Source organism: Streptomyces sp. DH41 (assembly GCF_029813785.1).
Lineage (GTDB): Bacteria > Actinomycetota > Actinomycetes > Streptomycetales > Streptomycetaceae > Streptomyces.
The window spans coordinates 163,959-186,567 of sequence record NZ_JARVKY010000009.1; the positions used below are offsets into that span (position 1 = coordinate 163,959).

28 protein-coding genes are annotated in these 22,609 nt (G+C 71.8%); 15 read left to right on the top strand and 13 right to left on the bottom strand.

Going from position 1 to position 22,609, the window contains the following annotated elements; translation table 11 throughout:
* Window positions 1-126: 126 nt before the first annotated feature.
* Window positions 127-612: a nucleoside deaminase gene (locus QC283_RS17265; protein WP_279562422.1), complete on the bottom strand. Its 486-nt coding sequence runs from the start codon at window positions 610-612 to the stop codon at window positions 127-129.
* 161 nt (window positions 613-773) lie between these two features.
* On the opposite strand from QC283_RS17265, the gene QC283_RS17270 reads away from it, so the two are divergent.
* Window positions 774-1,733 carry an SDR family oxidoreductase gene (locus QC283_RS17270; protein WP_279562423.1) on the top strand — a complete coding sequence of 320 codons (960 nt, stop codon included), beginning with the start codon at window positions 774-776 and terminating at the stop codon, window positions 1,731-1,733.
* Window positions 1,734-1,746: 13 nt separating this feature from the next.
* On the opposite strand, the gene QC283_RS17275 is transcribed toward QC283_RS17270, so the two are convergent.
* Window positions 1,747-2,016, bottom strand: a complete 270-nt coding sequence (locus QC283_RS17275) for a GlsB/YeaQ/YmgE family stress response membrane protein (RefSeq protein WP_279562424.1) — start codon at window positions 2,014-2,016, stop codon at window positions 1,747-1,749.
* Window positions 2,017-2,153: 137 nt separating this feature from the next.
* Entirely contained in the window at window positions 2,154-2,594 is a 441-nt protein-coding gene (locus QC283_RS17280) for an SPW repeat protein (protein ID WP_279562425.1), read from the bottom strand.
* Between the two features lie 200 nt (window positions 2,595-2,794).
* On the opposite strand from QC283_RS17280, the gene QC283_RS17285 reads away from it, so the two are divergent.
* The 4 genes from QC283_RS17285 (at window position 2,795) to QC283_RS17300 (ending at window position 6,466) form a co-directional block, all read left to right on the top strand.
* Complete coding sequence (locus QC283_RS17285) at window positions 2,795-2,962, top strand: hypothetical protein (protein WP_279562426.1); 168 nt, start codon at window positions 2,795-2,797, stop codon at window positions 2,960-2,962.
* Window positions 2,963-3,101: 139 nt separating this feature from the next.
* Complete coding sequence (locus QC283_RS17290) at window positions 3,102-4,424, top strand: aldehyde dehydrogenase family protein (RefSeq protein WP_279562427.1); 1,323 nt, start codon at window positions 3,102-3,104, stop codon at window positions 4,422-4,424.
* A gap of 221 nt (window positions 4,425-4,645) precedes the next feature.
* A complete protein-coding gene (locus QC283_RS17295) occupies window positions 4,646-5,536 on the top strand; it encodes a glycoside hydrolase family 19 protein (protein WP_279562428.1) in 891 nt (296 codons plus the stop codon).
* Window positions 5,537-5,566: 30 nt separating this feature from the next.
* Window positions 5,567-6,466 carry an aldo/keto reductase gene (locus QC283_RS17300; RefSeq protein ID WP_279562429.1) on the top strand — a complete coding sequence of 300 codons (900 nt, stop codon included), beginning with the start codon at window positions 5,567-5,569 and terminating at the stop codon, window positions 6,464-6,466.
* 105 nt (window positions 6,467-6,571) lie between these two features.
* Here QC283_RS17300 and QC283_RS17305 read toward each other — a convergent pair whose 3' ends face one another.
* Window positions 6,572-7,030, bottom strand: coding sequence for a pyridoxamine 5'-phosphate oxidase family protein (locus QC283_RS17305; protein WP_279562430.1), 459 nt, complete (start codon window positions 7,028-7,030; stop codon window positions 6,572-6,574).
* Between the two features lie 134 nt (window positions 7,031-7,164).
* Here QC283_RS17305 and QC283_RS17310 point away from each other — a divergent pair, with 134 nt between their 5' ends.
* Window positions 7,165-7,560, top strand: coding sequence for a VOC family protein (locus QC283_RS17310; protein WP_279562431.1), 396 nt, complete (start codon window positions 7,165-7,167; stop codon window positions 7,558-7,560).
* 51 nt (window positions 7,561-7,611) lie between these two features.
* Complete coding sequence (locus QC283_RS17315) at window positions 7,612-8,691, top strand: adenosine deaminase (RefSeq protein WP_279562432.1); 1,080 nt, start codon at window positions 7,612-7,614, stop codon at window positions 8,689-8,691.
* Here the strand turns inward: QC283_RS17315 and QC283_RS17320 are convergent.
* Together QC283_RS17320 and QC283_RS17325 are read right to left on the bottom strand one after the other, a co-directional pair.
* Entirely contained in the window at window positions 8,673-9,188 is a 516-nt protein-coding gene (locus QC283_RS17320; protein ID WP_279562433.1) for a mycothiol transferase, read from the bottom strand. The genes QC283_RS17315 and QC283_RS17320 overlap by 19 nt on opposite strands.
* A 25-nt stretch (window positions 9,189-9,213) precedes the next feature.
* Window positions 9,214-10,098, bottom strand: coding sequence for a LysR substrate-binding domain-containing protein (locus QC283_RS17325; protein WP_279562434.1), 885 nt, complete (start codon window positions 10,096-10,098; stop codon window positions 9,214-9,216).
* A gap of 129 nt (window positions 10,099-10,227) precedes the next feature.
* On the opposite strand from QC283_RS17325, the gene mgrA reads away from it, so the two are divergent.
* Window positions 10,228-11,220, top strand: coding sequence for an L-glyceraldehyde 3-phosphate reductase (gene mgrA, locus QC283_RS17330; protein ID WP_279562435.1), 993 nt, complete (start codon window positions 10,228-10,230; stop codon window positions 11,218-11,220).
* 100 nt (window positions 11,221-11,320) lie between these two features.
* On the opposite strand, the gene QC283_RS17335 is transcribed toward mgrA, so the two are convergent.
* Window positions 11,321-11,701 (bottom strand): nuclear transport factor 2 family protein, encoded by a 381-nt coding sequence (locus QC283_RS17335; protein WP_279562436.1) that lies wholly within the window; start codon window positions 11,699-11,701, stop codon window positions 11,321-11,323.
* 399 nt (window positions 11,702-12,100) lie between these two features.
* On the opposite strand from QC283_RS17335, the gene QC283_RS17340 reads away from it, so the two are divergent.
* Complete coding sequence (locus QC283_RS17340) at window positions 12,101-12,511, top strand: hypothetical protein (protein ID WP_279562437.1); 411 nt, start codon at window positions 12,101-12,103, stop codon at window positions 12,509-12,511.
* 94 nt (window positions 12,512-12,605) lie between these two features.
* Here QC283_RS17340 and QC283_RS17345 read toward each other — a convergent pair whose 3' ends face one another.
* From QC283_RS17345 to QC283_RS17355, 3 genes are all read right to left on the bottom strand, one after another.
* Window positions 12,606-13,889 (bottom strand): streptophobe family protein, encoded by a 1,284-nt coding sequence (locus QC283_RS17345; RefSeq protein WP_279562438.1) that lies wholly within the window; start codon window positions 13,887-13,889, stop codon window positions 12,606-12,608.
* Between the two features lie 249 nt (window positions 13,890-14,138).
* Window positions 14,139-14,555: a PRC-barrel domain-containing protein gene (locus QC283_RS17350; protein ID WP_279562439.1), complete on the bottom strand. Its 417-nt coding sequence runs from the start codon at window positions 14,553-14,555 to the stop codon at window positions 14,139-14,141.
* Window positions 14,552-15,136 (bottom strand): PRC-barrel domain-containing protein, encoded by a 585-nt coding sequence (locus QC283_RS17355; RefSeq protein WP_279562440.1) that lies wholly within the window; start codon window positions 15,134-15,136, stop codon window positions 14,552-14,554. Before QC283_RS17355 ends, QC283_RS17350 begins: the two co-directional genes overlap by 4 nt.
* A 145-nt stretch (window positions 15,137-15,281) precedes the next feature.
* Here QC283_RS17355 and QC283_RS17360 point away from each other — a divergent pair, with 145 nt between their 5' ends.
* Window positions 15,282-15,737 carry an ATP-binding protein gene (locus QC283_RS17360; protein WP_279562441.1) on the top strand — a complete coding sequence of 152 codons (456 nt, stop codon included), beginning with the start codon at window positions 15,282-15,284 and terminating at the stop codon, window positions 15,735-15,737.
* Window positions 15,738-15,856: 119 nt separating this feature from the next.
* Here QC283_RS17360 and QC283_RS17365 read toward each other — a convergent pair whose 3' ends face one another.
* The gene (locus QC283_RS17365; protein WP_279562542.1) at window positions 15,857-16,744 is read right to left on the bottom strand and encodes an RNA polymerase sigma factor SigF; all 888 of its coding nucleotides are present in this window, start codon (window positions 16,742-16,744) and stop codon (window positions 15,857-15,859) included.
* A gap of 253 nt (window positions 16,745-16,997) precedes the next feature.
* Here QC283_RS17365 and QC283_RS17370 point away from each other — a divergent pair, with 253 nt between their 5' ends.
* Window positions 16,998-17,444, top strand: a complete 447-nt coding sequence (locus QC283_RS17370; protein WP_279562442.1) for a helix-turn-helix domain-containing protein — start codon at window positions 16,998-17,000, stop codon at window positions 17,442-17,444.
* A 51-nt stretch (window positions 17,445-17,495) separates the two neighbouring features.
* Here QC283_RS17370 and QC283_RS17375 read toward each other — a convergent pair whose 3' ends face one another.
* Window positions 17,496-18,098, bottom strand: a complete 603-nt coding sequence (locus QC283_RS17375) for a ClpP family protease (RefSeq protein WP_279562443.1) — start codon at window positions 18,096-18,098, stop codon at window positions 17,496-17,498.
* 1 nt (window position 18,099) lies between these two features.
* The gene (locus QC283_RS17380) at window positions 18,100-18,747 is read right to left on the bottom strand and encodes an ATP-dependent Clp protease proteolytic subunit (RefSeq protein ID WP_279562444.1); all 648 of its coding nucleotides are present in this window, start codon (window positions 18,745-18,747) and stop codon (window positions 18,100-18,102) included.
* Between the two features lie 218 nt (window positions 18,748-18,965).
* On the opposite strand from QC283_RS17380, the gene QC283_RS17385 reads away from it, so the two are divergent.
* From QC283_RS17385 to QC283_RS17400, 4 genes are all read left to right on the top strand, one after another.
* A complete protein-coding gene (locus QC283_RS17385; protein WP_279562445.1) occupies window positions 18,966-19,448 on the top strand; it encodes a VOC family protein in 483 nt (160 codons plus the stop codon).
* An 81-nt stretch (window positions 19,449-19,529) separates the two neighbouring features.
* Window positions 19,530-20,231, top strand: coding sequence for a ribonuclease H family protein (locus QC283_RS17390; protein WP_279562446.1), 702 nt, complete (start codon window positions 19,530-19,532; stop codon window positions 20,229-20,231).
* A 101-nt stretch (window positions 20,232-20,332) separates the two neighbouring features.
* Window positions 20,333-21,550 (top strand): FAD-dependent monooxygenase, encoded by a 1,218-nt coding sequence (locus QC283_RS17395; protein ID WP_443032622.1) that lies wholly within the window; start codon window positions 20,333-20,335, stop codon window positions 21,548-21,550.
* A gap of 61 nt (window positions 21,551-21,611) precedes the next feature.
* Window positions 21,612-22,595, top strand: coding sequence for an aldo/keto reductase (locus QC283_RS17400; RefSeq protein WP_279562448.1), 984 nt, complete (start codon window positions 21,612-21,614; stop codon window positions 22,593-22,595).
* Window positions 22,596-22,609 lie beyond the last annotated feature (14 nt).

Below are 22,609 nucleotides of genomic sequence, written 5' to 3' on the forward strand. Positions count from 1 at the left end.
CCGCTACGCCGCGGAAGCCGTGCGGCGTAGCGGGAACGTGAACAGGTTCGGCGTCGTCGGGACGTGTCCGCCAGCGCCGGGACGCGTCCGCCGTCGCCCGGTGACTTCGTCCGCGATCCCTACCGCTCAGGTTCGCGCCTCGTGGAACCGGCGGTGCAACGCGCGGACCTCCGCGGCCAGTTCCGGTACGGGGCCGTCCACGGTCACACCGGGCGCCACCTCCCGCACCGCCAGTGTCCGCACCGGCGGTGCGGGGACGCCCAGTTCCGCCAGCCAGCCCCCGAGCTGCTCCGACGAGGCGACGTACACGATGCGTCCCAGGCCCACCCAGGCGTGCGCGGCCGCGCACATCGGGCAGTGCTCGCCGGAGGTGTACACCGTGGCGGCGGCCCGCTCGCCGGGAGTGAGGTGGGCGGCGGACCAGCGCGCGAGCTCGAACTCCGGGTGACGAGTGCGGTCGCCGGAGGCCACGCGATTGTGGTCCTCGGCCAGCACCGTGCCGTCCGCGCCGACCAGGACCGACCCGAACGGCTCGTCGCCGGCCTCCAGTGCCTCGCGCGCCAGCTCCACGCAACGACGCAGGTACGACAGTTCGGTGTCCTTCACGACCATGCGCACGGCCCTCCTCGACGACGTCAATAGCCCCCGCAGCCTACGTCGCCGACGACGCGTTGCTATGACGCATCACGAGAGTTATAGTCTCTAACTAAGGCGATAGGCGCTAGTAGCGCTCTCGCCGACAGCGCAGAGATCTCGAAGTGAAGGGGACCGCCATGTCCGCCGCCATCCCGCAGTCGCACGTCTCGCACGTCGTCCTGGGGTCCGGCCCCGCCGGTACAGAGCTCGCTCGTGAACTGGTGCGCAGGGGGCATCCCGTCCGTCTCGTCGACCGGAAGGGCGAAGGTCCCGGGATCGAGGGCGTCGAGCGGTCCGCCGCCGACGTGAGCACGGCCGAGGGCGCCAGGGCCGCGATAGGCGACGCCGCCGTCGTGTACCACTGCGTCAACGTCGCCTATCACCTCCAGACCGAGGTGATGCCGCGCATCCAGGAGGCCGTGCTGGCCGCCGTCGAGGCGACCGGGGCCCGGCTGGTCGTGCTCGACACGCTGTACCCGTACGGGGAGACCGGGGGAGCGGTGATGACCGAGAACAGTCCCTGGCAGGCGACCAGCCGCAAGGGACGGATGCGTGCCGAGCTCGACGAGCGGTATCTCGCCGCGCACCGGGCCGGCCGGGCTCGCGTGGTGCTCGGTCGCAGCGCCGACTTCGTCGGTCCCGGCGTGCTCAACTCGACCCTCGGTGCCGCCGTCTTCCCTGGCGCGCTCACCGGCGGTGACGTCCCCGGGCTGGGCGACATCGACCTGCCGCACAGCTACACCGGCATCCGGGACGTGGCGGCCGGCCTCGCGACGCTCGGTGAGCGCCCCGAGGGGGACGGCCGTGTGTGGCACCTGCCCACCGCTCCGGCCGTCAGCACGCGCGAGATCTACACACTGATCGAGAAGCGGGTGGGCCGGCCGCTGAATGTCGTGGTGCTGGCGGAGCCGCGCCCCTTCGGCCCGTTCGACGAGCGTTTCATGGCCGAGTACGCGGAGATGTTCTATCAGCACACGGAGCCCCAGATCGTGGACTCCACCGCCTTCGAGCAGTTCTTCGGGGTGACCCCGACGCCGCTCGCGGAGACCGTGGAGGCCACCGTGACCTGGTACGAGCAGTGGCTCGGGAGCCGGTGACGGCCCCGCGTCCTCAGCGGCGCGGGCGCGGCCGTGACCGGTCCAGCGCGGCCACGCCGAGCGCGGCCAGGCCGATCTGGATGAGCCACTCGACCCAGTCGACGCCGTTGGTGTCGGCCACGTCGAAGGCCGCCGCGACCCATGATCCGACCAGCGCGGCCAGGATGCCGACACCGATCGTCCACAGAACGCCGATGCGCTGACGGCCCGGGACGACGAGTCGGCCCAGGACGCCGATGACGATACCGATGACGATGGCACTGATGATGCCGCCGATTTCCATCTCCGCCCCTTCTTGTCAAGAGCCCCGCGGTAGTGCGTGTGCCCGCTGCGGGCGGGCGCAGTCCCGACGAGGCTTCGGGGCGTGCGCGAGCCGGTCCGCGTGTGCGGGCCGGCTCGGGGTTTTCCCTTCCCGTGCGTCTAGGGCTTGCGCATGCTCTTCGCCGCCGTAGCGGCGCACACCGTCCCCAGCGCCAGGGTCAGCGCGCCGATGATGATGTTGTTCCAGATGACGCCGGCGTCCGGGCTCGTGCCGACGATCCACGGCGAGATGATCATCCAGATGCCCATGGCGCACATGGCCCCGCTGAGGCCGTACATGCGTTCCGGGGCGCGGGTGAATCCCAGGGCCAGCAGGCCGATGGCGATTCCTATGATCAGGTTGTGGGCCACGAGTGAGGGCTGGCTGGTGGTGAAGTGGAGTATCCACGGGGACACGGCACAGTAGAGGCCGAGCAGGAATACCGGCCCGTCCACGAGTGCCACGTCCCGACCACCGAGCATGCGGGCATAGCGTGCCTGCATCTCCGGAGCGTCGGGGTGGCTGGTCATGTCACCTCGGGTGTGCGAGACGTTGGCCATGAGTCGTCTCCTTCGACTTGCCGGGCCGACCGCGTCTGGTGCGGTGTGCGGTTACGCCGTATGTGTCCATTCTGCTCTTATTTCTCCCTTATGTGTAGTCGTGGGCAGAGTGGACATGTCCACGCGGATCGCGGGCAGGCGCAGAGGTGAGAGGGCGTGCGAGCGTGCAGCGGACGACGACCGCGGAGGTGACCGCCACTATGGGCGCGAAGGTGTTGGAACGGTTTCCGGCGGGGTCGCCGCGCGGCTCGTGGCCGGCGGAGGAGTGTGCCGCGCGCCGTCGTGCGCAGGGTGAGCCCGCGACCGTCGTGATGGACCTGAAGTCGGACGCCTTCCTGGTGGTGGTCCAGGCCCGCGACGAGGACTGAACACTGAGGGCCGAACGCGACCCGGGAATGTATTTTGGTGTCTGAAAGGTTGGCAATTACATCCAGTCGTTCCGGCGCGTCCGGCGCGACCAGGCGTCCAGCCGATCTCCGCACCATCAGCGCACCAGCGAGGCACCCCTTGAACCACCCCGCCCCCGAGCAGCCCGTCGACGTCGTGGCCCGTCTGCGCGCCACCTTCCGCACCGGCCGTACCAAGCCCGTCGAGTGGCGCACCGCACAGCTGCGCCGGCTGCGCGCACTGCTCACGGAGCACGGCCCCGACCTGGAGGCGGCGCTCCACGCCGACCTCGGCAAGAGTGCCGCCGAGGCCCAGCGCACGGAGATCGGCTTCACCGTGCGCGAGATCGACCACACCCTCGACCACCTCACCGACTGGCTGCGCCCCGAGCCCGCCCCCGTCCCGGCGCACCTCGGTGCCGACGCCACGGCCTGGACGCAGTACGACCCCCTCGGTGTCATCCTCGTCATCGCCCCCTGGAACTACCCGGCCCAGCTCCTGCTCGCGCCGGTGGTCGGCGCCCTGGCCGCGGGCAACACGGTGGTCGCGAAGCCGAGTGAGCTGGCCCCGGCCACCTCCGCTGCACTGGCCCGCCTGCTGCCCCAGTATCTGGACACCGAGGCCGTGGCCGTCGTCGAGGGCGGGATCCCCGAGACCACGGCCCTGCTCGCCGAGCGCTTCGACCACGTCTTCTACACCGGCAACGGCACCGTCGGCCGCATCGTCATGCGCGCCGCCGCCGAGCACCTCACCCCGGTCACCCTCGAACTCGGCGGCAAGTCCCCCGCGTTCGTCGACCGCGACGCCGACCTCGACCTCGTCGCCGCCCGGCTGGCCGGCGGCAAGTTCCTCAACGCGGGCCAGACCTGCGTGGCCCCCGACTACGTGCTCACCGATCCGGAGACCGCCGCCGCCCTGGAACCGGCGCTGGTCCGCGCCGTCGAGGGTTTGTACGGCGCCGACCCGGCGCGGTCGGCGGAGTACGCGCGGATCGTCAACGAGCGCCACTTCGACCGGCTGACCGGCCTGTTGGACTCCGGCCGGGTGGTCGTCGGCGGCGGCAGCGACCGTACGCGGAAGTACATCGCGCCGACCGTGCTCGCCGACGTGGCGCCCGAGGCGCCGGTGATGCGCGAGGAGATCTTCGGCCCGATCCTGCCGATCGTCACCGTGCCGGGCTTGGGCGAGGCGATCGATTTCGTCAACGACCGCGACAAGCCGCTGGCCCTCTACGTCTTCAGCGAGTCCGACACGACCCGGGAGCGGTTCGCCGCCGAGACATCCTCCGGCGGCCTCGGCCACGGGCTGCCGCTCGCCCATCTCACCGTCTCCGACCTGCCCTTCGGCGGAGTGGGGGAGAGCGGCATGGGCAGTTACCACGGTCGCTACTCCATCGAGACGTTCAGCCACCGCAAGGCGGTCCTGAAGAAGCCGCTGAACTGAGCGGCCGACCGTTCCACGCCAACCCGGCCGCAAACCGGCCGGGTTGAACTGGTCTACACCCTTGACTGGTACATACCAACGCGGTTGAGTATGCCTCCCCACCCCCCCACCACGGCCGCCCCGCACGCCGTGGCCGGTCCGACCGGCACGCGCGCACAAGGCTCCGCTCCGCCCCACCCCTGTGACGGGAGCGGCCGTGCTCCGCCGAAGGAGGCAGATCCGTGTCGAGGCGCCGTATATCCGCCCTGGTGACCGTACTCGCCCTCGCGGGAGCCGTGCCCGTGCTCCTGCCCGCCACCGAGGCGTCCGCCGCCTCGTGCGCCGGCTACCCGGCCTGGTCGGCCGACGCGAACTACAACACCGGCGACATCGTCCGCTACACCGACGGCAAGGCCTACCGGGCCGAGCACGCCAACCCGGGCTACGACCCGCTCATCAGCACCTGGTACTGGGAGCCGTACGCCTGCGACGGCGGCTCGGAGACTCCCGTCGGCAACTTCGTCGTGTCCGAGGCCCAGTTCAACCAGATGTTCCCGGGCAGAAACTCCTTCTACACCTACAGCGGTCTGACCGCCGCGCTCGGCGCCTACCCCGGCTTCGCCAACACCGGCAGCGACACCACCAAGAAGCAGGAGGCCGCGGCCTTCCTCGCCAACGTCAGCCACGAGACCGGCGGACTCGTCCACATCGTCGAGCAGAACACCGCCAACTACCCCCACTACTGCGACTGGAACCAGCCCTACGGCTGCCCGGCCGGCCAGGCCGCCTACTACGGGCGCGGCCCGATCCAGCTCAGCTGGAACTTCAACTACAAGGCCGCGGGCGACGCGCTCGGCATCGACCTGCTGAACAACCCCTGGCTGGTGCAGAACGACGCGGCCGTCGCCTGGAAGACCGCCCTGTGGTACTGGAACACCCAGTCCGGGCCGGGCAGCATGACCGGGCACAACGCCATGGTGAACGGCGCCGGCTTCGGCCAGACGATCCGCTCCATCAACGGCTCCCTGGAGTGCGACGGCAAGAACCCGGCGCAGGTGCAGAGCCGTGTCACCAAGTACCAGCAGTTCAGCCAGATCCTCGGCGTCTCACCCGGCGGCAACCTCTACTGCTGAGCCGCGCGGGGTGTGTGCGAAACTCCGCCGATGACCTCGGAGACGATCACCGCGGAGTCCGCGGGCACCTGGCACCTCGGCGACCTGCCCGTCCGCCGCGTCGGCTTCGGCGCGATGCGGCTGACGGGCAGCGCCGCCTTCCACCTCGGTGCGCCGAGCGACCGGGAGCGGTCCCTCGCCGTACTGCGCCGGGCGGTCGAACTCGGCGTCAACCACATCGACACCGCCGCCTTCTACTTCTCGTCCCTGCGCTCCGCCAACGAACTGATCAACAGCGCGCTGGCTCCCTACGCCGACGACCTGGTGATCGTCACCAAGGTCGGCCCGTACCGCGACTGGTCGGGGGAGTGGGGCACCTCCGCCCGGCCCGAGGACCTGCGGGCCCACGTCGAGGAGAACCTGCGCCAACTCGGCCGGGACCATCTCGACGTCGTCTACCTGCGCCGCATGCGGCAGGACTCGATCGCCGACCATTTCGGCGCCCTCGCCGAACTGCGCGAGGCCGGCCTGATCCGCCACCTCGGCATCTCCGACGTGGAGCCCCGGCACCTCGCCGAGGCCCAGGCCATCGCGCCCGTGGTCTCGGTCCAGAACCGGTACGGCCTCGGCTTCCACGACCCCGCCACCGACGAACTCCTCGCCCTGTGCCGTGCGCAGGGCATCGCTTTCGTGCCGTTCTACGCCATCGCCGGCGAGGCCGGGCCGCAGGGCGCCGGCACGGCCCACGAGGACGAGGTCCGCGCGGTCGCCCGGGCGTACGGCGCGAGCCCCGCGCAGGTGCGGATCGCCTGGACCCTGCACCAGGGCCCGAACGTCCTGGCCATTCCCGGTACAGGCAACCCCGGCCATCTCGCCGAGAACGTCGCGGCGGGCGCCCTCCGCCTCACCGACGAGGACCTGGCGCGACTCGACCGCGCCCGGACGCGCTGACCCGCCCGCCCGGCGGCTCGCGCTCCCCGGCACGGACCGAGGCGTGCCCACGGCCGGAGACGCCGGACGGGCCGAGGCGTACCCCACGGGCCGGGCCCACGCGCGCTACACGGTCCACACCCCGTCCCGCATGAGGTGCCGCTCCTTGAGCTCATGCACCTCGTGCCACGCCTGCACCGCGAGCGGACGCACCCGGAACCAGGCGTAGGAGGCGCTGTCCTCGCGCGGGTCCCAGCCGGTCTTCGCGAGGAACGCCTCGGCCGCCGCGGCCGGCGCCTCCCGCGGTCCGAACGTCTCGACCTCGCCGTCGATCAGGGCGACGTCCCGCGTGTGCCCGAAGGCCAGCCGGGCCCGGGCACCGTCACGCAGGTTGCGGCCGGTCGGGTTGGTGAGCCGCGTGCACAGCCAGACCGACTCCCCGTGCCACACGAACCACAGCGGAACCATGCAGGGCAGGCCGTCGGCGTCCGCCGTGGCCACCCAGATGTCCTCCTCCCGCTCCAGGCGGTCCAGCACGTCCTGCTTGCGTCGCCCGGGCTCACGCGGCGGTGCGGTGATCTTCATATCCGTGACGGTAGTGGACGGGCGGCGCTCGCACCTCGGGCCCCGGACGTAGGACCGGAGACCGGCACGGCATTGTGCGGAGAGCAGTTTTACGTATAACCTCTCCCGTCAATCGCCCGTCCCGAAAGGCCCCGATGACACGCATCGCCCTGGTCGCCCTCGTCGTCGACGACTACGACGAGGCGATCCGCTTCTACACCGAGGCCCTCGGATTCCGCCTCGCCGAGGACACGCCCCGGCCCGACGGTTCCCGCTGGGTCGTCGTCGAACCCGGTGGCGCGGCACAGGGCACCGCCCTGCTGCTGGCCCGCGCCAGGGGAGAGGCCCAGCGCTCCCGGATCGGCGACCAGACGGGCGGGCGCGTCGGCTTCTTCCTGTACACCGACGACTTCGCCCGCGACCACGCCCGTATGACGGACGCGGGTGTGACCTTCCTGGAGGAGCCCCGGCACGAGCCCTACGGTTCGGTCGTCGTCTTCCAGGACCTGTACGGCAACCGCTGGGACCTGCTCCAGCCCGCCGACTCCTGACCCAACCTGCCCCGCATCCTTGCCCAACGACCCGCCGAGGAACGACCGCACATGCCATCTACGCGCATAGACACCGAGACCCTCCGCCGCCTCCCCAAGGCGGTACTGCACGACCACCTCGACGGCGGCCTGCGCCCCGCGACCGTGGTGGAGCTGGCGGAGACCGTCGGCCACACCCTGCCCACCACCGACCCCGCCGAGCTGGCCGCCTGGTACTACGAGGCCGCCAACTCCGGGGACCTGGTGCGCTACATCGCCACCTTCGAACACACCCTCGCGGTGATGCAGAACCGCGAGGGCCTGCTGCGCACCGCCGAGGAGTACGTCCTCGACCTCGCCGCCGACGGTGTGGTCTACGGCGAGGTCCGCTACGCCCCCGAGCTGATGACCAGCGGCGGACTGACCCTCGCCGAGGTCGTCGAGACCGTCCAGGAGGGCCTGGCCGCCGGCATGGCCAGGGCGGCGGCAGCGGGCACGCCGGTCCGCGTCGGAACCCTGCTCTGCGGCATGCGGATGTTCGACCGCACCCGGGAGACCGCCGACCTCGCGGTGGCCTTCCGGGACGCCGGTGTCGTGGGTTTCGACATCGCGGGCGCCGAGGACGGCTTCCCGCCCGCCGACCACCTCGACGCCTTCGAACACCTGCGCCGCGAGAACGTGCCCTTCACCATCCACGCCGGCGAGGCGCACGGGCTGCCCAGCATCCACCAGGCGCTCCAGGTGTGCGGCGCCCAGCGCATCGGTCACGGCGTGCGCATCACGGACGACATCCCGGACCTCGCGGCGGGCAAGCTCGGCCGCCTCGCCGGCTGGGTCCGCGACCGGCGGATCGCCCTGGAGATGTGCCCGACCTCCAACCTCCAGACGGGCGCCGCGACCTCGATCGCCGAGCACCCCATCACCGCGCTCAAGGACCTCGGCTTCCGCGTCACGCTCAACACCGACAACCGCCTCGTCTCCGGCACGACGATGACCCGCGAGATGTCCCTGCTGGTCGAGCAGGCGGGCTGGACGGCCGAGGACCTGCGCACGGTCACGGTGAACGCGGTGAAGAGCGCCTTCATCCCCTTCGACGAGCGCAGGGCCCTGATCGAGGACGTGATCCTGCCGGGTTACGAAGCGGCGCTCTGAACGAGTCCGCGCGCGTAGGCGGCCTGTCCGACGTGCTGGAGATCGTCGGACAGGACGCTCACCAGCCGGGCGCCGAGGGTGACCGGCGGGTCCCAGTCCTCGTCCACGATCCGTTCCAGGTCCCCCGCGGTCAGGGAGCGCAGGGCGCCGAGCGTCTGCTCGTGCACGGCGTCGTGGTAGCCGGTCAGCAGGTCGGCCGAGTCGACCCGCACCTTCGCGACCTCCGCGGAGCTGTGGCCGTACCCGGTGTCGTGGCGGGGCAGACCGAGGGCGAAGCGTTTCTCCCACTCGCCGGTCAGCCACACCTGGTCGAGCCCGAAGGCGTCCGCGACGTGGTCGTCCTGGACGCGGGTGAGGTGCCAGACGAGCCAGGAGACGGAGTTGGCGTCGTCGGCGGGACGGGCGTTCAGGGCGTCGGGGTCGAGGCCCTCGACGGCGGCGTGGACTTCTTCCTGGATGCGGCCGTAGCCCTCGATGAGAATGTCCTTTGCGTGCATAGGTCCACCATCGCGCACTCCTTCCTCACGCGCTTCCCGTTTCCAGCAGCCCCATCAGTGCCCGCGCCGCAGGGCTGGTGGCCTCGGCCGGTGGCAGCAGCGCGATGGTCTCGTACGCCGTGTCGTCGGTGTCCTTCAGCGGCAGTGAGGTGAGGGAGGCCCGCTTGTGCCGGAAATGGCGCGGCACGACCGCGATGCCGAGGTTTTCGTCGAGCAGGTCGAGCAGACCGTGTACGTCGTTCACCTCCAGCGCGACGGTCCGCCGTACGCCCGCCTCGGCGAAGGCGGTGTCGGTGACGCGGCGCGGGCCCCAGTCCGGGTGGAAGTCGACGAAGACCTCGTCGGCGAGATCGCGCGGGGTCAGCACCGCGCCGACCGTCGCGAGGCGGTGGCCGGGATGACAGAGGACGGTCATCGGCTCACCGGCCAGCGAGACCGAGCGCAGCTGGTCCGTGTCCGCCTGCGTCCGGTAGGCGAAGGCCAGGTCGAGCCGCCCGGCCGCGACCTCCTCCGCCAGCTCGCCCGAGCCCGCCTGCCGCAACCGGATCTCCACGTCCGGATGCTCCCTGCGGAACGCGGCCAGCAGGCCGGCCACCGGTACCCCGGCAATGCACTGCTCGGTGCCCAGCGACAGCGTGCCGCGCAGCACGCCCTGCACCGCGGCGACCGCCTCGTGCGCCGAACGCACCTGGGCGAGGATCCGCTCCGCCTCGCCCAGCAGGGCCCGCCCGGCCTCCGTCAGCGTCACCCGGCGGGTCGTGCGTACGAACAACGGCGCCCGCAGCTCCCGCTCCAGCGCCCGGATGGACGCCGACAGGCCGGACTGGGAGACCAGCAGCCGTTCCGCCGCGCGGGTGAAGTGCTGGTCCTCGGCGACCGCGACGAAGTGCTGGAGATGACGCAGTTCCATGACTGAGAAGCGTAGCCGCACAATCCCATCGGATTCTTCTGTTGGACCACTGCCCGCAGGTCACGACAGAGTGGGACACGGTTCCGCCCAAGCCCCGTACCCCCGGGTGCCAACCCCTCTGGAGTCGCGTTGTACACCGCACACCCCGACCGCTACGCGGACATGCCCTACCGGCGCACCGGACGCAGCGGCCTGAAGCTCCCCGCGCTCTCGCTCGGCCTGTGGCACAACTTCGGCCCGGACCGCCCTGTCGAGACCCAGCGCGCCATCCTGCGCCGCGCCTTCGACCTCGGCGTCACCCACTTCGACCTCGCCAACAACTACGGCCCGCCGCCCGGCTCCGCCGAGTCCGCCCTCGGCGAGGCCCTGAAGGCCGACTTCGCGTCGTACCGCGACGAACTGGTCATCTCCACCAAGGCCGGCTATCTGATGTGGCCCGGCCCGTACGGCGAGTGGGGCTCGCGCAAGTACCTGCTGTCCTCCCTCGACCAGAGCCTGACCCGCATGGGCCTGGACTACGTCGACGTCTTCTACTCGCACCGCCCCGACCCGGAGACTCCCCTGGAGGAGACGATGGGCGCCCTGCACACGGCGGTGCGGCAGGGCAAGGCGCTGTACGTCGGCGTCTCCAACTACTCGCCGGAGCAGACCCGCGAGGCCGCGCGCATCCTCGCCGAGCTGGGGACCCCGCTGCTGATCCACCAGCCGCGCTACTCCATGCTCGACCGCCGCCCCGAGACCAGCGGCCTCCTGGACACCCTCGACGAGCTCCGGGTCGGCTCCATCGCCTACTCCCCGCTGGAGCAGGGCCTGCTGACCGGCCGCTACCTCGACGGCACCCCGGAGGACTCGCGCGCCGCGAGCGACAGCCCCTTCCTGAACTCCGACGCGGTCACCGAGGAACTGGTGGGCAAGCTGCGCGACCTGGACGAGATCGCGAAGTCCCGCGGCCAGTCGCTGGCCCAGATGGCGCTGGCGTGGGTGCTGCGCGAAGGCCGGGTGACCTCCGCCCTGGTCGGCGCGAGCAGCCCGAAGCAGCTGGAGGACAGCGTGTCGGCCATCGGGAACCTCGACTTCGGCTCCGACGAACTGACCCGGATCGACAAGATCGTCAACCGGTAGTACGCGCCCGGACGATCCCGGAGGCGGTCCGCCCCTCCGGGATCGTCGGCGTTCGCGAGGCGTCGGAGGGCGAGCCGAGGACGGAATGCCCGGCGGACCGTCACGCCCCCTCGGGCACCCGGTCCAGGAAGCCGTACACGGCCCGGATCCGTCCCTCGGCGTCCAGCGTGACCACGTCGGATCCGGCCACGGGCGCGGTGCCGTCGGCCTCGCTCACCAGCTCCCAGGAGAAGCGCGCCGTGTCGTGGTGCCCGTCCACGGCACCCGACAGCCGGAAGACGAAGCCGGGGAACTGCTCGTGCGTCGCCGCGATCACGGCGGAGATCTGCTCGTGGCCGCGGACGTCGGCGAGGGGATCGGTGTAGCCGCCGTCATTGGTCCAGGCCGCGGCAACCGCCTTGGCCCGGGCGTCCGGTCCTGCGTTCCAGGCCTCGAAGTAGCGGGCGACGGCATCGTCGTAGCGGCGGGTGGGTGCGGACATGGCGATCAGCCTCCGTCGAAGTGGTACGCGCTGGTCAGGGACCGGGTCCCGGTCGCGGCGACCCGGTACCGCAACCATGCCCGGACCCGTCGGCGGCGTCGATTACCCCAGAGGTCATGACGCCGGAACCGGGGCGCGAAGGAGGCGCACCCGAAAGCGTGGAGACGGCGCACCTCGGAGTGCTGACAACGGGGCCGCGAGCCGCAGGGTTTCGGCCACCAACGGCCGTGAATATGCCAGGAGACTGGCCGGAAATTCATGGTGACAGTGGTTCAGTAGTGAACATACTCACCTCTAGGACGTCTCACACCATGCGACAGCGTCCTCACGCACAGCACACGCGCCGCACGGACGTCATGCCCGACCGGCAGGCGGGCCGGGCGACGGGGGAGGGGAGCAGTGCACGACGAGTTCCTGTGCCATGTCACCGCCTACGGCGTCTGCGACGGCCGGCGTATCGGCGTACCTCTGGGCACCTACCGGGCTCCCACCCTCGCCCTCGCCCTGTGGTGGCTGCGCGACCGCGCCTCCTGGATGGCCGAGCGGCTGGATCCGCAGCCCGACACCCCGCACTTACCGCGCGGCGCCCTGACACCGGTCGCCGACGACGCCCCCGACGTACCGCGCGTCCTGCGCACCTGGTGCGCCGACGACGTCCAGCAGGAAATGGTCGCCGACGAGTTGGCGGCGGGGCGCCTGGTGCGGATCGCCACCAGCGACGACACCACCGAGTACGAACTGATGGCCGAGTCCGTGGACGCGCTGCGCATGCAGCGGGCCTCCCCGCCCCTCGTCGTCCCCGTCGCCTGAACCGCCGGAACACCTGCCGGCGCGTCACCCGAGTGTCTGCGGTGTGTTCTCCGAGTGTCTGCCGGCGCGCCGCACGGGCGTCTGCCGTGCAGCCCTAGGGACCCGCCGGGGCCCGGCCGCCCCGCCGGCCCGCCCACCGAGCGAGCAGGGCGCCGAGGAACCCGGCGACCAGCCCCCACAACAGGGCGAGACCGACGGCACCGCGCAGGCGCGGCCGCAGGAACACCTGCCCGGACAGCCCACCGCCCAGGTCGCCGATGCCGAGCACCGACAGGCCGTAGTGCGCGGAGATCCGGCCGACCAGGCCGATCATGAGGACCGTGAGTGCCAACGCCACGCCCAGGCGCACGGCATGCAGCCAGGCCGGGGTCCCGGCCGGAGAGCGGGACGCGAGCACGAACCCGGCCGCCAGGACCAGGACCGCCGCGACGGCCAGGAGCCACCACCACCGCCCGTCGTGCTCGGTGAGCGTCCCCAGGTCCAGGGTCGAGACGTCCGGCGTGCGCAGCACCTCGTCGAGCACATGCGGCATCGGCAGCCCGAAGGGCCCCTCCACCCGCCCGTCCCAGGAGGCGCCGAGACCGATCGTGAGCGCGAGCCACGCCAGGTTCGGCAGCCCGAGCAGCAGCACGGCGAAGGTGTCCGCGGGATGTCCCCGCGTTCCGGCGACGACCAGCGCGACGACGGCGCCGACGACGACATAGGCGAGCAGCAGCGCGACCATCGCGTACGCCGCCGGCCGCACCGACGTCTGCGGGCGCAGGAGCCGCCCGGGCAGCGGCGCCCCGCGCGAGACCAGCAGGGCCAGCACGAGCACGCCCGCCAGCCACAGCAGGCCGAAGAGGACGGTCAGCGGCACGTCCGTGGTGAAGCCGACCCTCGGGGTGACGCCGAACAGGTCGCCGAGGTCGCTCAGCACGCCTTCCCCGAGGGAGACCTCGAAGGTCTGGCGGGCGGCGAAGGACAGCCCGAGGAGGGCGAGCAGCCACAGGACCGCGATCCGCCCGGCCCAGCCGGCCAGCTCCGGGGCGCCGGCCACCGCCCGGTGGCGCAGTGGCCGCAGAAACCCCCGGGCGATCACCAGGGCACCGGTCAGCGTGACGGACAGCGGGATCACGGTCAGCCCCGCGTCGCTGTCGGCGAACTCGCCGGCGTCGCCGGACAGCTCCAGCGCGCCGCCCACGGCGGTCACCACGGTCGCGGTGACGACCCGGGGGAAGGCGTTGTCGGGCAGGTCCGCCGCCCCGGCCGCCCACAGTCCGAGCGCGGCCACGGCTCCCATGGCGACCAGCCCGGCCAGCACCGTGGCCAGGGCCTGGACCCAGCCGTGCCGGGCGACTGCCCGGCCGGAAGGGCCGGAGGGGGTTCGCGAGCTCACGCTGCCACGCTAAGCAGCACCCGCCGGGCCCGCCCGGTGACAGGGCCGTCCGCGTCGGCCGGAGTACGGCAGCACCGTGCGAGCCGGGCCGAGGGCCGGCACGGGCAGCTTCTGCGCGCGCCGGCCCGAGGGCGGCTCGGGCCTCGGTTCGTGGCCTGCCCCGGCGGGCTGTCCGTGAGGAGAGCCCGCCGGGAACACGCGACCGGGGCACCGGCGCGCCCGGCCTCCGTCGGAGCCGGTCCCGGTGGCTCAGCCCGCCCGGACGACGAGGGCGTTGTCGCCCAGCCCCAGCAGCCGGTCGGGCGGCACCTCGCCGCGCGTCGTGAGGACGGCGAGGACCCGGCCGGTCTCCGGGTCGAACGCCACGTCCAGCACCGTGCCGTGGGCGGTGCCCGCCTCGGTCAGTACCCGGCGGCCCAGCAGGTCGTGGTGGGGCGGAACGGTGTGCGGGGCGGCGGCGGAACGGACCCGGACGGCGCCCGGGCCGACCGCGTGCACCGAGTCCCAGGGCAGCACGCTCTCCCTACGGAGACGGCTGCCTCGCAGCCGCACATGGCTCACCACGCCGGACGCGACGTCGACGGTCAGGGACGTCACGGTGCCGATCGGCCCGGCCCCGGCCGGCGGCACCACCGGCAGTCCCCGCACCTCGCTGAACAGCATCACGGCAGCGAGCCCTTCCAGGGACCGGGGACGCCACCGACCAGGGCGGTGAGACCCGGCAGGTCGTCGGCGACGCGCCGGGCGGCGTCCTCGGGCAGCACCAGGGACCGGCCGGAGACCGTGACCGTCCCGCAGCGCGGCACGTACACCCGGCGGTGCCGCCGGCCCGGACCCGGCGCGAACCGTCTGCTCGCCGCCACCCGGAAGCCGACGATCCGCCCGTCCGTGCCGCCCTCCACCACGACGTCGAGCACCGTGCCGATCTCGGTACCCGACTCCGTCAGCACCCTCGCCCCCAGCACCCGGGCCCGCAGGGTCCGCTGGTGCGCCATCATGGCCGCGGCGCTCACCAGGCCCCGCCGGTCGCGGATCATCACCGCGTCGTGGCCCAGCGCGTACACGGCCGACCAGGGCAGACTCTCCTTCGGCGGGCCGGACAGCAGGCGCCGTCCGCTCAGAGTGAAACCGGTGATCCGGCCCGCGGCGGCGTCGCATACGGTGTCCTTGACGAGGGCGACGGCGTCGCCGCCGAGGGTGACCACCGGCCGGGTGGTGAGGCTTCGCGCGGCCATCAGTTCGTTCATCGCACACCCTTCCCGCCCCCTCGGGTTCCCCGCGCCACTGTGACGATGCCCGCAGTACGAGACAACGGGGACTGCATGGCCGGGCTCGGGGTACGAGGACAGGTGCAGCAGCGTCCGGCCAGTCCGGCTTCCGAGAGAGAAACGCATGACCGAATACCTGGACGGGGCAGTGATACCGACTGGTTTCGACGTACCCGTTGAACCGCTGAGGCGGGCGGCACACTACTCCGGTGAGCCGGGATGCATAGCGCAGGCGCGTTCCTTCGCCTCGCTCTTCCTCGATCAGTTGAGGACCGAGTGGTGCGCCACGATCGGCGGGCGCGCCGACGGCGCGGTACTGCTGGTGGTGAGCGAGCTGATCACCAACGCCGACCGCCACAGCAAGGGGCCGTACATCCTGGAGCTGGAGGGCACGGGCGCCTCGGTGGCGGTGACCGTCTACGACAGCAGTGGTGCGGCGCCCCAGCGTTTCCCCCGCGACCCCGAACGCGTCGGCGGGCACGGCCTGGAGATCGTCCACGCTCTGGCCAAGGCGGTCGTGGTCGAGCGGGTACCGGTCGGCAAGCGGGTGCGCGCGGTGGTGCCCCTCACCGAAGCGTGACCGTGCCGCCCCACCGCTGAGCTGTCCCAGCGGCGGTCTCCTCCTCGAACCGAGCGGCCTCGATCCGAGCGGCGACCTCCGCGCGCGCCGACACCCGTCTTCCCGCCGTGCGCCGTCGGTCAGGCGCAGCCCAGCTCGCCCAGCATGCCCTCGCGCAGCCGGCCGATGATCCGCTTGATCAGCCGGGACACGTGCATCTGCGAGCAGCCGAGCCGCTCGCCGATCTCCGCCTGGGTGGCCTCCTCCACGAAGCGCATGTGAATGATCTGCCGGTCGCGCTCACTGAGCTCGGCCATCAGCGGGGCGAGCGAGTGGAAGTCCTCGACGAGCCGCAGCCCGTCCTCCTCCACACCGATGAAGTCGGCCAGCACCGACTCCCCGTTCTCGGGCCCGTCACCGGTCAGCGCCGCGTCCAGCGAAGAGGAGTTGTAGCCGTTGGACGCGATCTGGCCCTCGACCACCTCGTTCTCGCTGATGTTCATCAGCGTGGCGAGTTCGGCGACGGTGGGCTCGCGGTCCAGGCGGGAGGAGAGCTCCTCGCGTGCCTTGGCCAGCTCCACCCGCAACTCCTGGAGCCGCCGCGGCACGTGCACGGCCCAGGTGGTGTCACGGAAGAAGCGCTTGATCTCGCCGACGATGTACGGCAGCGCGAAGGACGTGAACTCGACCTCGCGCGACAGCTCGAACCGGTCGATGGCCTTGATCAGGCCGATCATGCCGGTCTGGACGACGTCCTCCATGTCGTCCCCGCGACCGCGGAAACGGCCGGCGGCGAACCGCACCAGCGACATGTTCATCTCGATCAGAGTGTTCCGCGCGTACTGGTACTCGTACGTGCCCTCTTCGAGTTCCGTCAGACGCTGGAAGAACTGGCGGGACAGCTGCCGCGCGTCACGCGGAGCCACGGTGCGGGGGTCCACGGCACCCAACAGCGATCCGGCATCCGTCCTGCTCCGGGCGGTCTCCTCGACGACCTGCGCACCCGGCCGGATCACGGCGCTCTCCATTACCTCTCCCACGAAAGTCACGGTTCGACGTCTCCCTAGGTTCTTCCCGCTGGCGGGTACCCGGGTCGCGGCGGCACATGCCTCCCGTTCTCACGGGTGGCGGAAATCGTGCCGCTGCGTCTTCGCGGGGTGATCTGTCACCTCTCAGCGTAGTCCCGTGCGCGGCGGGCGGCACGCCGCGAACTCCTCGTGTTTCCCTCTGGGCGGAACGCCGGCCCCTTCCGTCGTGCGGCGGGACTCCTAGGCTGGGAAGGTGACCAGCCACGTGCCGAACGAAGCCCGAGTCATCCCCCTGCGCCCGCAGCCGCGTCCGCGTCCGCGGGCCGCTCGCCCGGGAGCCCGCCCCGCCGCCTCGCCGGTCCCCCCGGAACGGAGGTCGCCCACCTTCAGGGAGCCACTGTGGCGCGATCTGGTCGGTGACGTCCTGCGCCGTGAACGCCTCGAGCAGGAACGCACCCTGAAGGAGGTGGCGGAAACCGCCCGGATCTCCATGCCGTATCTGTCGGAGGTGGAACGCGGCCGCAAGGAGGCGTCGTCGGAGGTGCTGGCCGCCGCCGCGGGGGCCCTCGGCCTGGGCCTGGGCGACCTGTTGGCGCGGGCCCAGGGAGAGCTGGTCCGCCTCACCTCGCGGCACACCGGAGCCGGCCGGAGCCGCGGTACGACCGGCGCCCACCACGACGGGATGTGCCTGGCCGCCTGACCGTCCGCACGGGCCGGCGCCCCGCGGACCGCGGGACGCCGGCCCGGCCTCTCACACCCCCACCAGGCGCCGGCTGAGCACCTCGTCGGCCAGCCCGTACGCCACGGCCTCCTCGGCGGTGAACACCTTGTCGCGGTCCATGTCCGCGCGCAGCGTCGCGACGTCGTGCCGCGTGTGCCGGGCCAGTACCTCCTCGACCTGGGAGCGGATCCGCACCATCTCCTTGGCCTGGAGCGCCAGGTCCGAGACCGTGCCCTGCCGTCCGCCGCTGGCCGGCTGGCCGAGCAGGACCCGCGCGTGCTCCAGCACGAACCGCCGCCCAGGATCCCCGCCGGCCAGCAGCACGGCCGCCGTGGACGCCGCCTGCCCGACACAGAACGTCGAGATCGGCGCCTGTACGAAGGTCATCGTGTCGTAGATCGCCATCAGCGACGTGAACGAGCCGCCGGGGGAGTTGATGTAGACCGCGATCTCGCTCTCCGGGGCCGACGACTCCAGATGGAGGAGCTGCGCGATGACGACGTTGGCCACGCCGTCGTCGATCTCGGTGCCCAGGAAGATGATCCGCTCCGACAGCAGCCGGCTGAACACGTCGTAGGACCGCTCGCCCTGCGGAGTCCGCTCGACGACGTTCGGAATCGTGTAGCTCCCCATGTCACAGCCCCATCCGTCGCCTGGTGGCGGCCGGGCGCACGTCCGCGAGGGACTGGACGACCTGGTCCACCATTCCGTACTCCTTGGCCTCCTCGGCCGTGAACCAGCGGTCGCGGTCACCGTCCCGGGAGATGGTCTCCGGGCTCTGACCGGTGTGCTCGGCGGTGATCCGCTCGATGGTCCGCTTGGTGAACTCCAGGTTGTCGGCCTGGATCTCGATGTCGGCGGTGGTACCGCCGATGCCCGCCGACGGCTGGTGCATCATGACCCGCGCGTTCGGCAGGGCGTGGCGCTTGCCCGCCGCGCCGACGCTCAGCAGGAACTGCCCCATGCTGGCGGCGAAGCCCATGGCGAGCGTCGAGACGTCGTTCGGGATCAGCCGCATCGTGTCGTAGATGGCGAGCCCCGCGTGCACCGAGCCGCCGGGGCTGTTGATGTACAGGCTGATGTCGGTGCGCGGGTCCTCGGCGGAGAGGATCAGCAGCTGGGCGCAGATCCGGTTGGCGGAGACCTCGTCGACCTGGGTGCCCAGCAGCACGATCCGCTGCGCGAGCAACTGCGCGGCCAGATGGTCGTCGAACCGGGTCGCGGGGGTGTCGCCCTCCTGGGCCCGGGGCAGCGTGGCCGGGCCGGCGATGAGTGGAGACATCGGCGCTCCTTGTCGAGTCGTCGGGGGAGTCGTACGCGGCCGGTGGCGCCGCGGTTCCTCCACTCTCGGCCCGCCCCGGTGACCGGCGGGGATTTCTCTGCCCGTGGCAGATTCGCCAGGGGCAGAGCGCCCGTCCGAGAAGAATCCCGTGCGGCCGATGAGTTCCGTCGCTCGCACCGGTCGACAGTGGTGAGCGTGTTCCACACCAGGAGGTACTCATGAGCAGCGACGGATTCACCACGTGTCTGTGGTTCGACGGCCGGGCGGAGGAGGCCGCGCACTTCTACGTCTCCCTCTTCAAGAACTCCGGCGTCGGCCCCGTCACCCGCTACCCGGAGGGAGCGCACCAGCCCGCCGGCACCGTGCTCACCGTCGACTTCACGGCCAACGGCCAGAAGTTCGTCGCCCTCAACGGCGGCCCGGAGTTCAGGTTCAACGAGGCGATCTCCTTCCAGATCACCTGTGAGAACCAGGAGGAGGTCGACCACTACTGGACCAGGCTCACCGAGGGCGGCGGCGAGGAGGGCCCCTGCGGCTGGGTGAAGGACAGGTTCGGAGTGTCGTGGCAGGTCGTCCCGGGCCGGCTCGAGGAGATGTTCCGCGACCCGGATCCCGCGAAGGCGGCGCGCGCCAACCAGGCCATGATGGCGATGCGCAAGCTCGACATCGCCGCGCTGGAGAAGGCGTACGCCGGGGAGTGACCTCACGACGACCCGAGGGGGAGGTGCCGAAGGTCACGGACGTCTCCTGAGCCCCGTCCGGACACCCCGCCGGGCCATGGCATGATCGGGCGCATGCGTGAACGTGTTGTGGCCGCGTGCGACGGGGCTTCGAAGGGAAACCCGGGTCCGGCCGGCTGGGCCTGGGTGGTCGCCGACGCCTCTCAGAGCCCGGTCCGCTGGGAGGCGGGCCCGCTCGGCAAGGCCACCAACAACATCGCCGAACTCACGGCGCTGGAGCGCCTGCTGGCATCGACCGACCCCGGCGTACCGCTCGAGGTCCGGATGGACTCGCAGTACGCCATGAAGGCCGTCACCACCTGGCTGCCCGGCTGGAAGCGCAACGGCTGGAAGACGGCCGCCGGCAAGCCGGTCGCCAACCAGGAGCTGGTCGTACGGATCGACGAGCTGCTCGACGGCCGCTCGGTCGAGTTCCGCTACGTGCCCGCCCACCAGGTCGACGGCGACCGGCTCAACGACTTCGCCGACCGTGCCGCCAGCCAGGCCGCCGTGGTCCAGGAGCCCGCGGGCAGCGGCCTCGGCTCACCGGAGCCGCCGCCGTCGCCGGACGTCCCGGCGGCCCGCAAGGCACCGCGCCGGGGACCGGGCGCGGCCCGCAAGAGCGGCGGCTCGTCGGCGCGCACCATCAAGGCGAAGTTCCCGGGTCGCTGCCTGTGCGGCCGCTCGTACGCGGCGGGGGAGTCCATCGCCAAGAACGACCAGGGCTGGGGCCACCCGGAGTGCCGCACGGCGGCGGCCGGATAACCCACGCCGTCCCCCGGCCGCGTAGCGCCGGTCCGCACCCCCTCACTTGTTACTGTGCGTTCCCGAATGACCGCGATGACCGTAATGAGTGCATACCAGGGGTGTGTGTGAAGGTCGCTTGTGTCGGCGGCGGGCCCGCCGGACTGTATCTGTCGATCCTGCTCAAACTGCGGGACCCCTCCCACGACATCACCGTCCACGAACGCGACCCGGAGGGCTCCACCTACGGCTGGGGCGTCACCTACTGGCGCGGGCTGCTCGACCGGCTCCAGGAACACGACCCCGAGTCCGCGCGCGCCGTCGAGGAGAACTCGGTGCGCTGGCGGGACGGTGTCGCCCACGTGGGCGACCGGTCCACCCGGCACCACGGCGACGAGGGCTTCGGCATCGGCCGCCACCGGCTCCTGGAGATCCTCGCCGCCCGCGCCCGCTCCCTCGGTGTGCGCCTGGAGTTCGAGTGCGAGATCACCGGCGACGCCCCGCCCGCCGCCGACCTCGTCGTGGCGGCCGACGGGGTGGGCAGCGCCCTGCGCACCCGCCACGCCGGTCACTTCGGGACCGACATCCGCGCCGGGCGCGACCCCTACGTCTGGCTCGGCACCACCAAGGTCTTCGACGCCTTCACCTTCGCCTTCGTCGAGACCCGCCACGGCTGGATCTGGGCGTACGGCTACGGCTACGGCCCCGAGGGCAGCACCTGCGTCGTCGAGTGCGCGCCCGAGACGTGGACCGGCCTGGGCCTGGACCGGGCCGACGAGGCCGAAGGGCTGATCCTGCTGGAGAAGCTCTTCGCCGACGTCCTGGACGGCCACCCGCTCACCGGCCGGTCCGCGCCCGGCGCCCGCGCCCCGTGGCAGACCTTCCGCACCCTCACCAACCGCACCTGGTCCCGGGACAACCTCGTCCTGCTCGGCGACGCCGCCCACACCACGCACTACTCCATCGGCGCCGGCACCACCCTCGCGCTGGAGGACGCCATGGCCCTGTCCGCGGCCCTGCGCGAGAGGGCGACCCTCCCGGAGGCCCTCGCCCACTACGAACGCGAACGCAGGGCGGCCCTGCTGCCGGTGCAGAGCGCGGCCCGCCACAGCGCACAGTGGTACGAGAACCTGCCCCGCTACATCCACCTGCCCCCGGAGCGGATGTTCGCCCTGCTCGGCCAGCGCCACTCGCCCCTGCTGCCGTATGTCCCGCCCCGTCTCTACTACCGGCTCGACCGGGCGGCCGGACAGCTGGAGGCGCTGCGCCGGCTCAAACGCTGGCTGGGACCGCGGGTGGCGCGGACGGCGCAGGCACGGAACCTGGCCGCCCGCGAGTAGCGGGACGTGACCGAGCACTCCCGGCGCGGTGCGGGATCACTCCGGATGACAGACTGGCGGCATGGACGAGCGCACATTCGACAGGTCGGATCAGCACGCATCGGTGGTCGGCCTCGGCACCTGGCAACTGGGCGCCGACTGGGGAGACGTGGACGACAAGGAAGCCCTCGCGGTGCTGGAGGCGGCGGCCGAGTCGGGGGTGACCTTCTTCGACACGGCGGACGTCTACGGCGACGGACGCAGCGAGGAGACCATCGCCACCTTCCTGCGCGGCAGGCCCGACCTGCACGTGCTGGTCGCCACCAAGATGGGCCGCCGGGTCGAGCAGATCCCGCAGAACTACGTCCTCGACAACTTCCGGGAGTGGAACGACCGCTCCCGCCGCAACCTCGGCGTCGACGTCGTCGACCTGGTGCAGCTGCACTGCCCGCCGACCTCCGTCTACTCCACCGACGAGGTGTTCGACGCCCTGGACACCCTGGTCGCGGAGGAGCGCGTGGCCGCGTACGGCGTCAGCGTGGAGACCTGCGAGGAGGCCCTGGCCGCGATCGCCCGGCCGAACGTGGCCAGCGTCCAGATCATCCTCAACCCGTTCCGGATGAAGCCCCTGCGCGAGGTCCTCCCGGCCGCCCGGGAGGCGGGCGTCGGCATCATCGCCCGGGTGCCGCTGGCCTCCGGCCTGCTGTCCGGCAAGTACACCCGGGACACGGTCTTCGCCGCGAACGACCACCGGAACTTCAACCGGCACGGCGAGGCCTTCGACCAGGGCGAGACCTTCTCGGGCGTCGACTTCGCCACGGGCGTGGAAGCCGCCGCGGAGTTCGCCGCGCTCGCCCCCGAGGGATACACCCCGGCCCAGCTGGCGCTGCGCTGGATCATCCAGCAGCCCGGCGTGACCACCGTGATCCCTGGTGCCCGTACGCCCGAGCAGGCCCGCGCCAACACGGACGCCGCCCGGCTGCCGGAGCTGTCCGAGGACACGCTCTCGGCGATCCGCGACCTCTACGACCGCCGTGTCAAGGACCAGGTCGAGGGCCGCTGGTAGCCGGTACCCGGTAG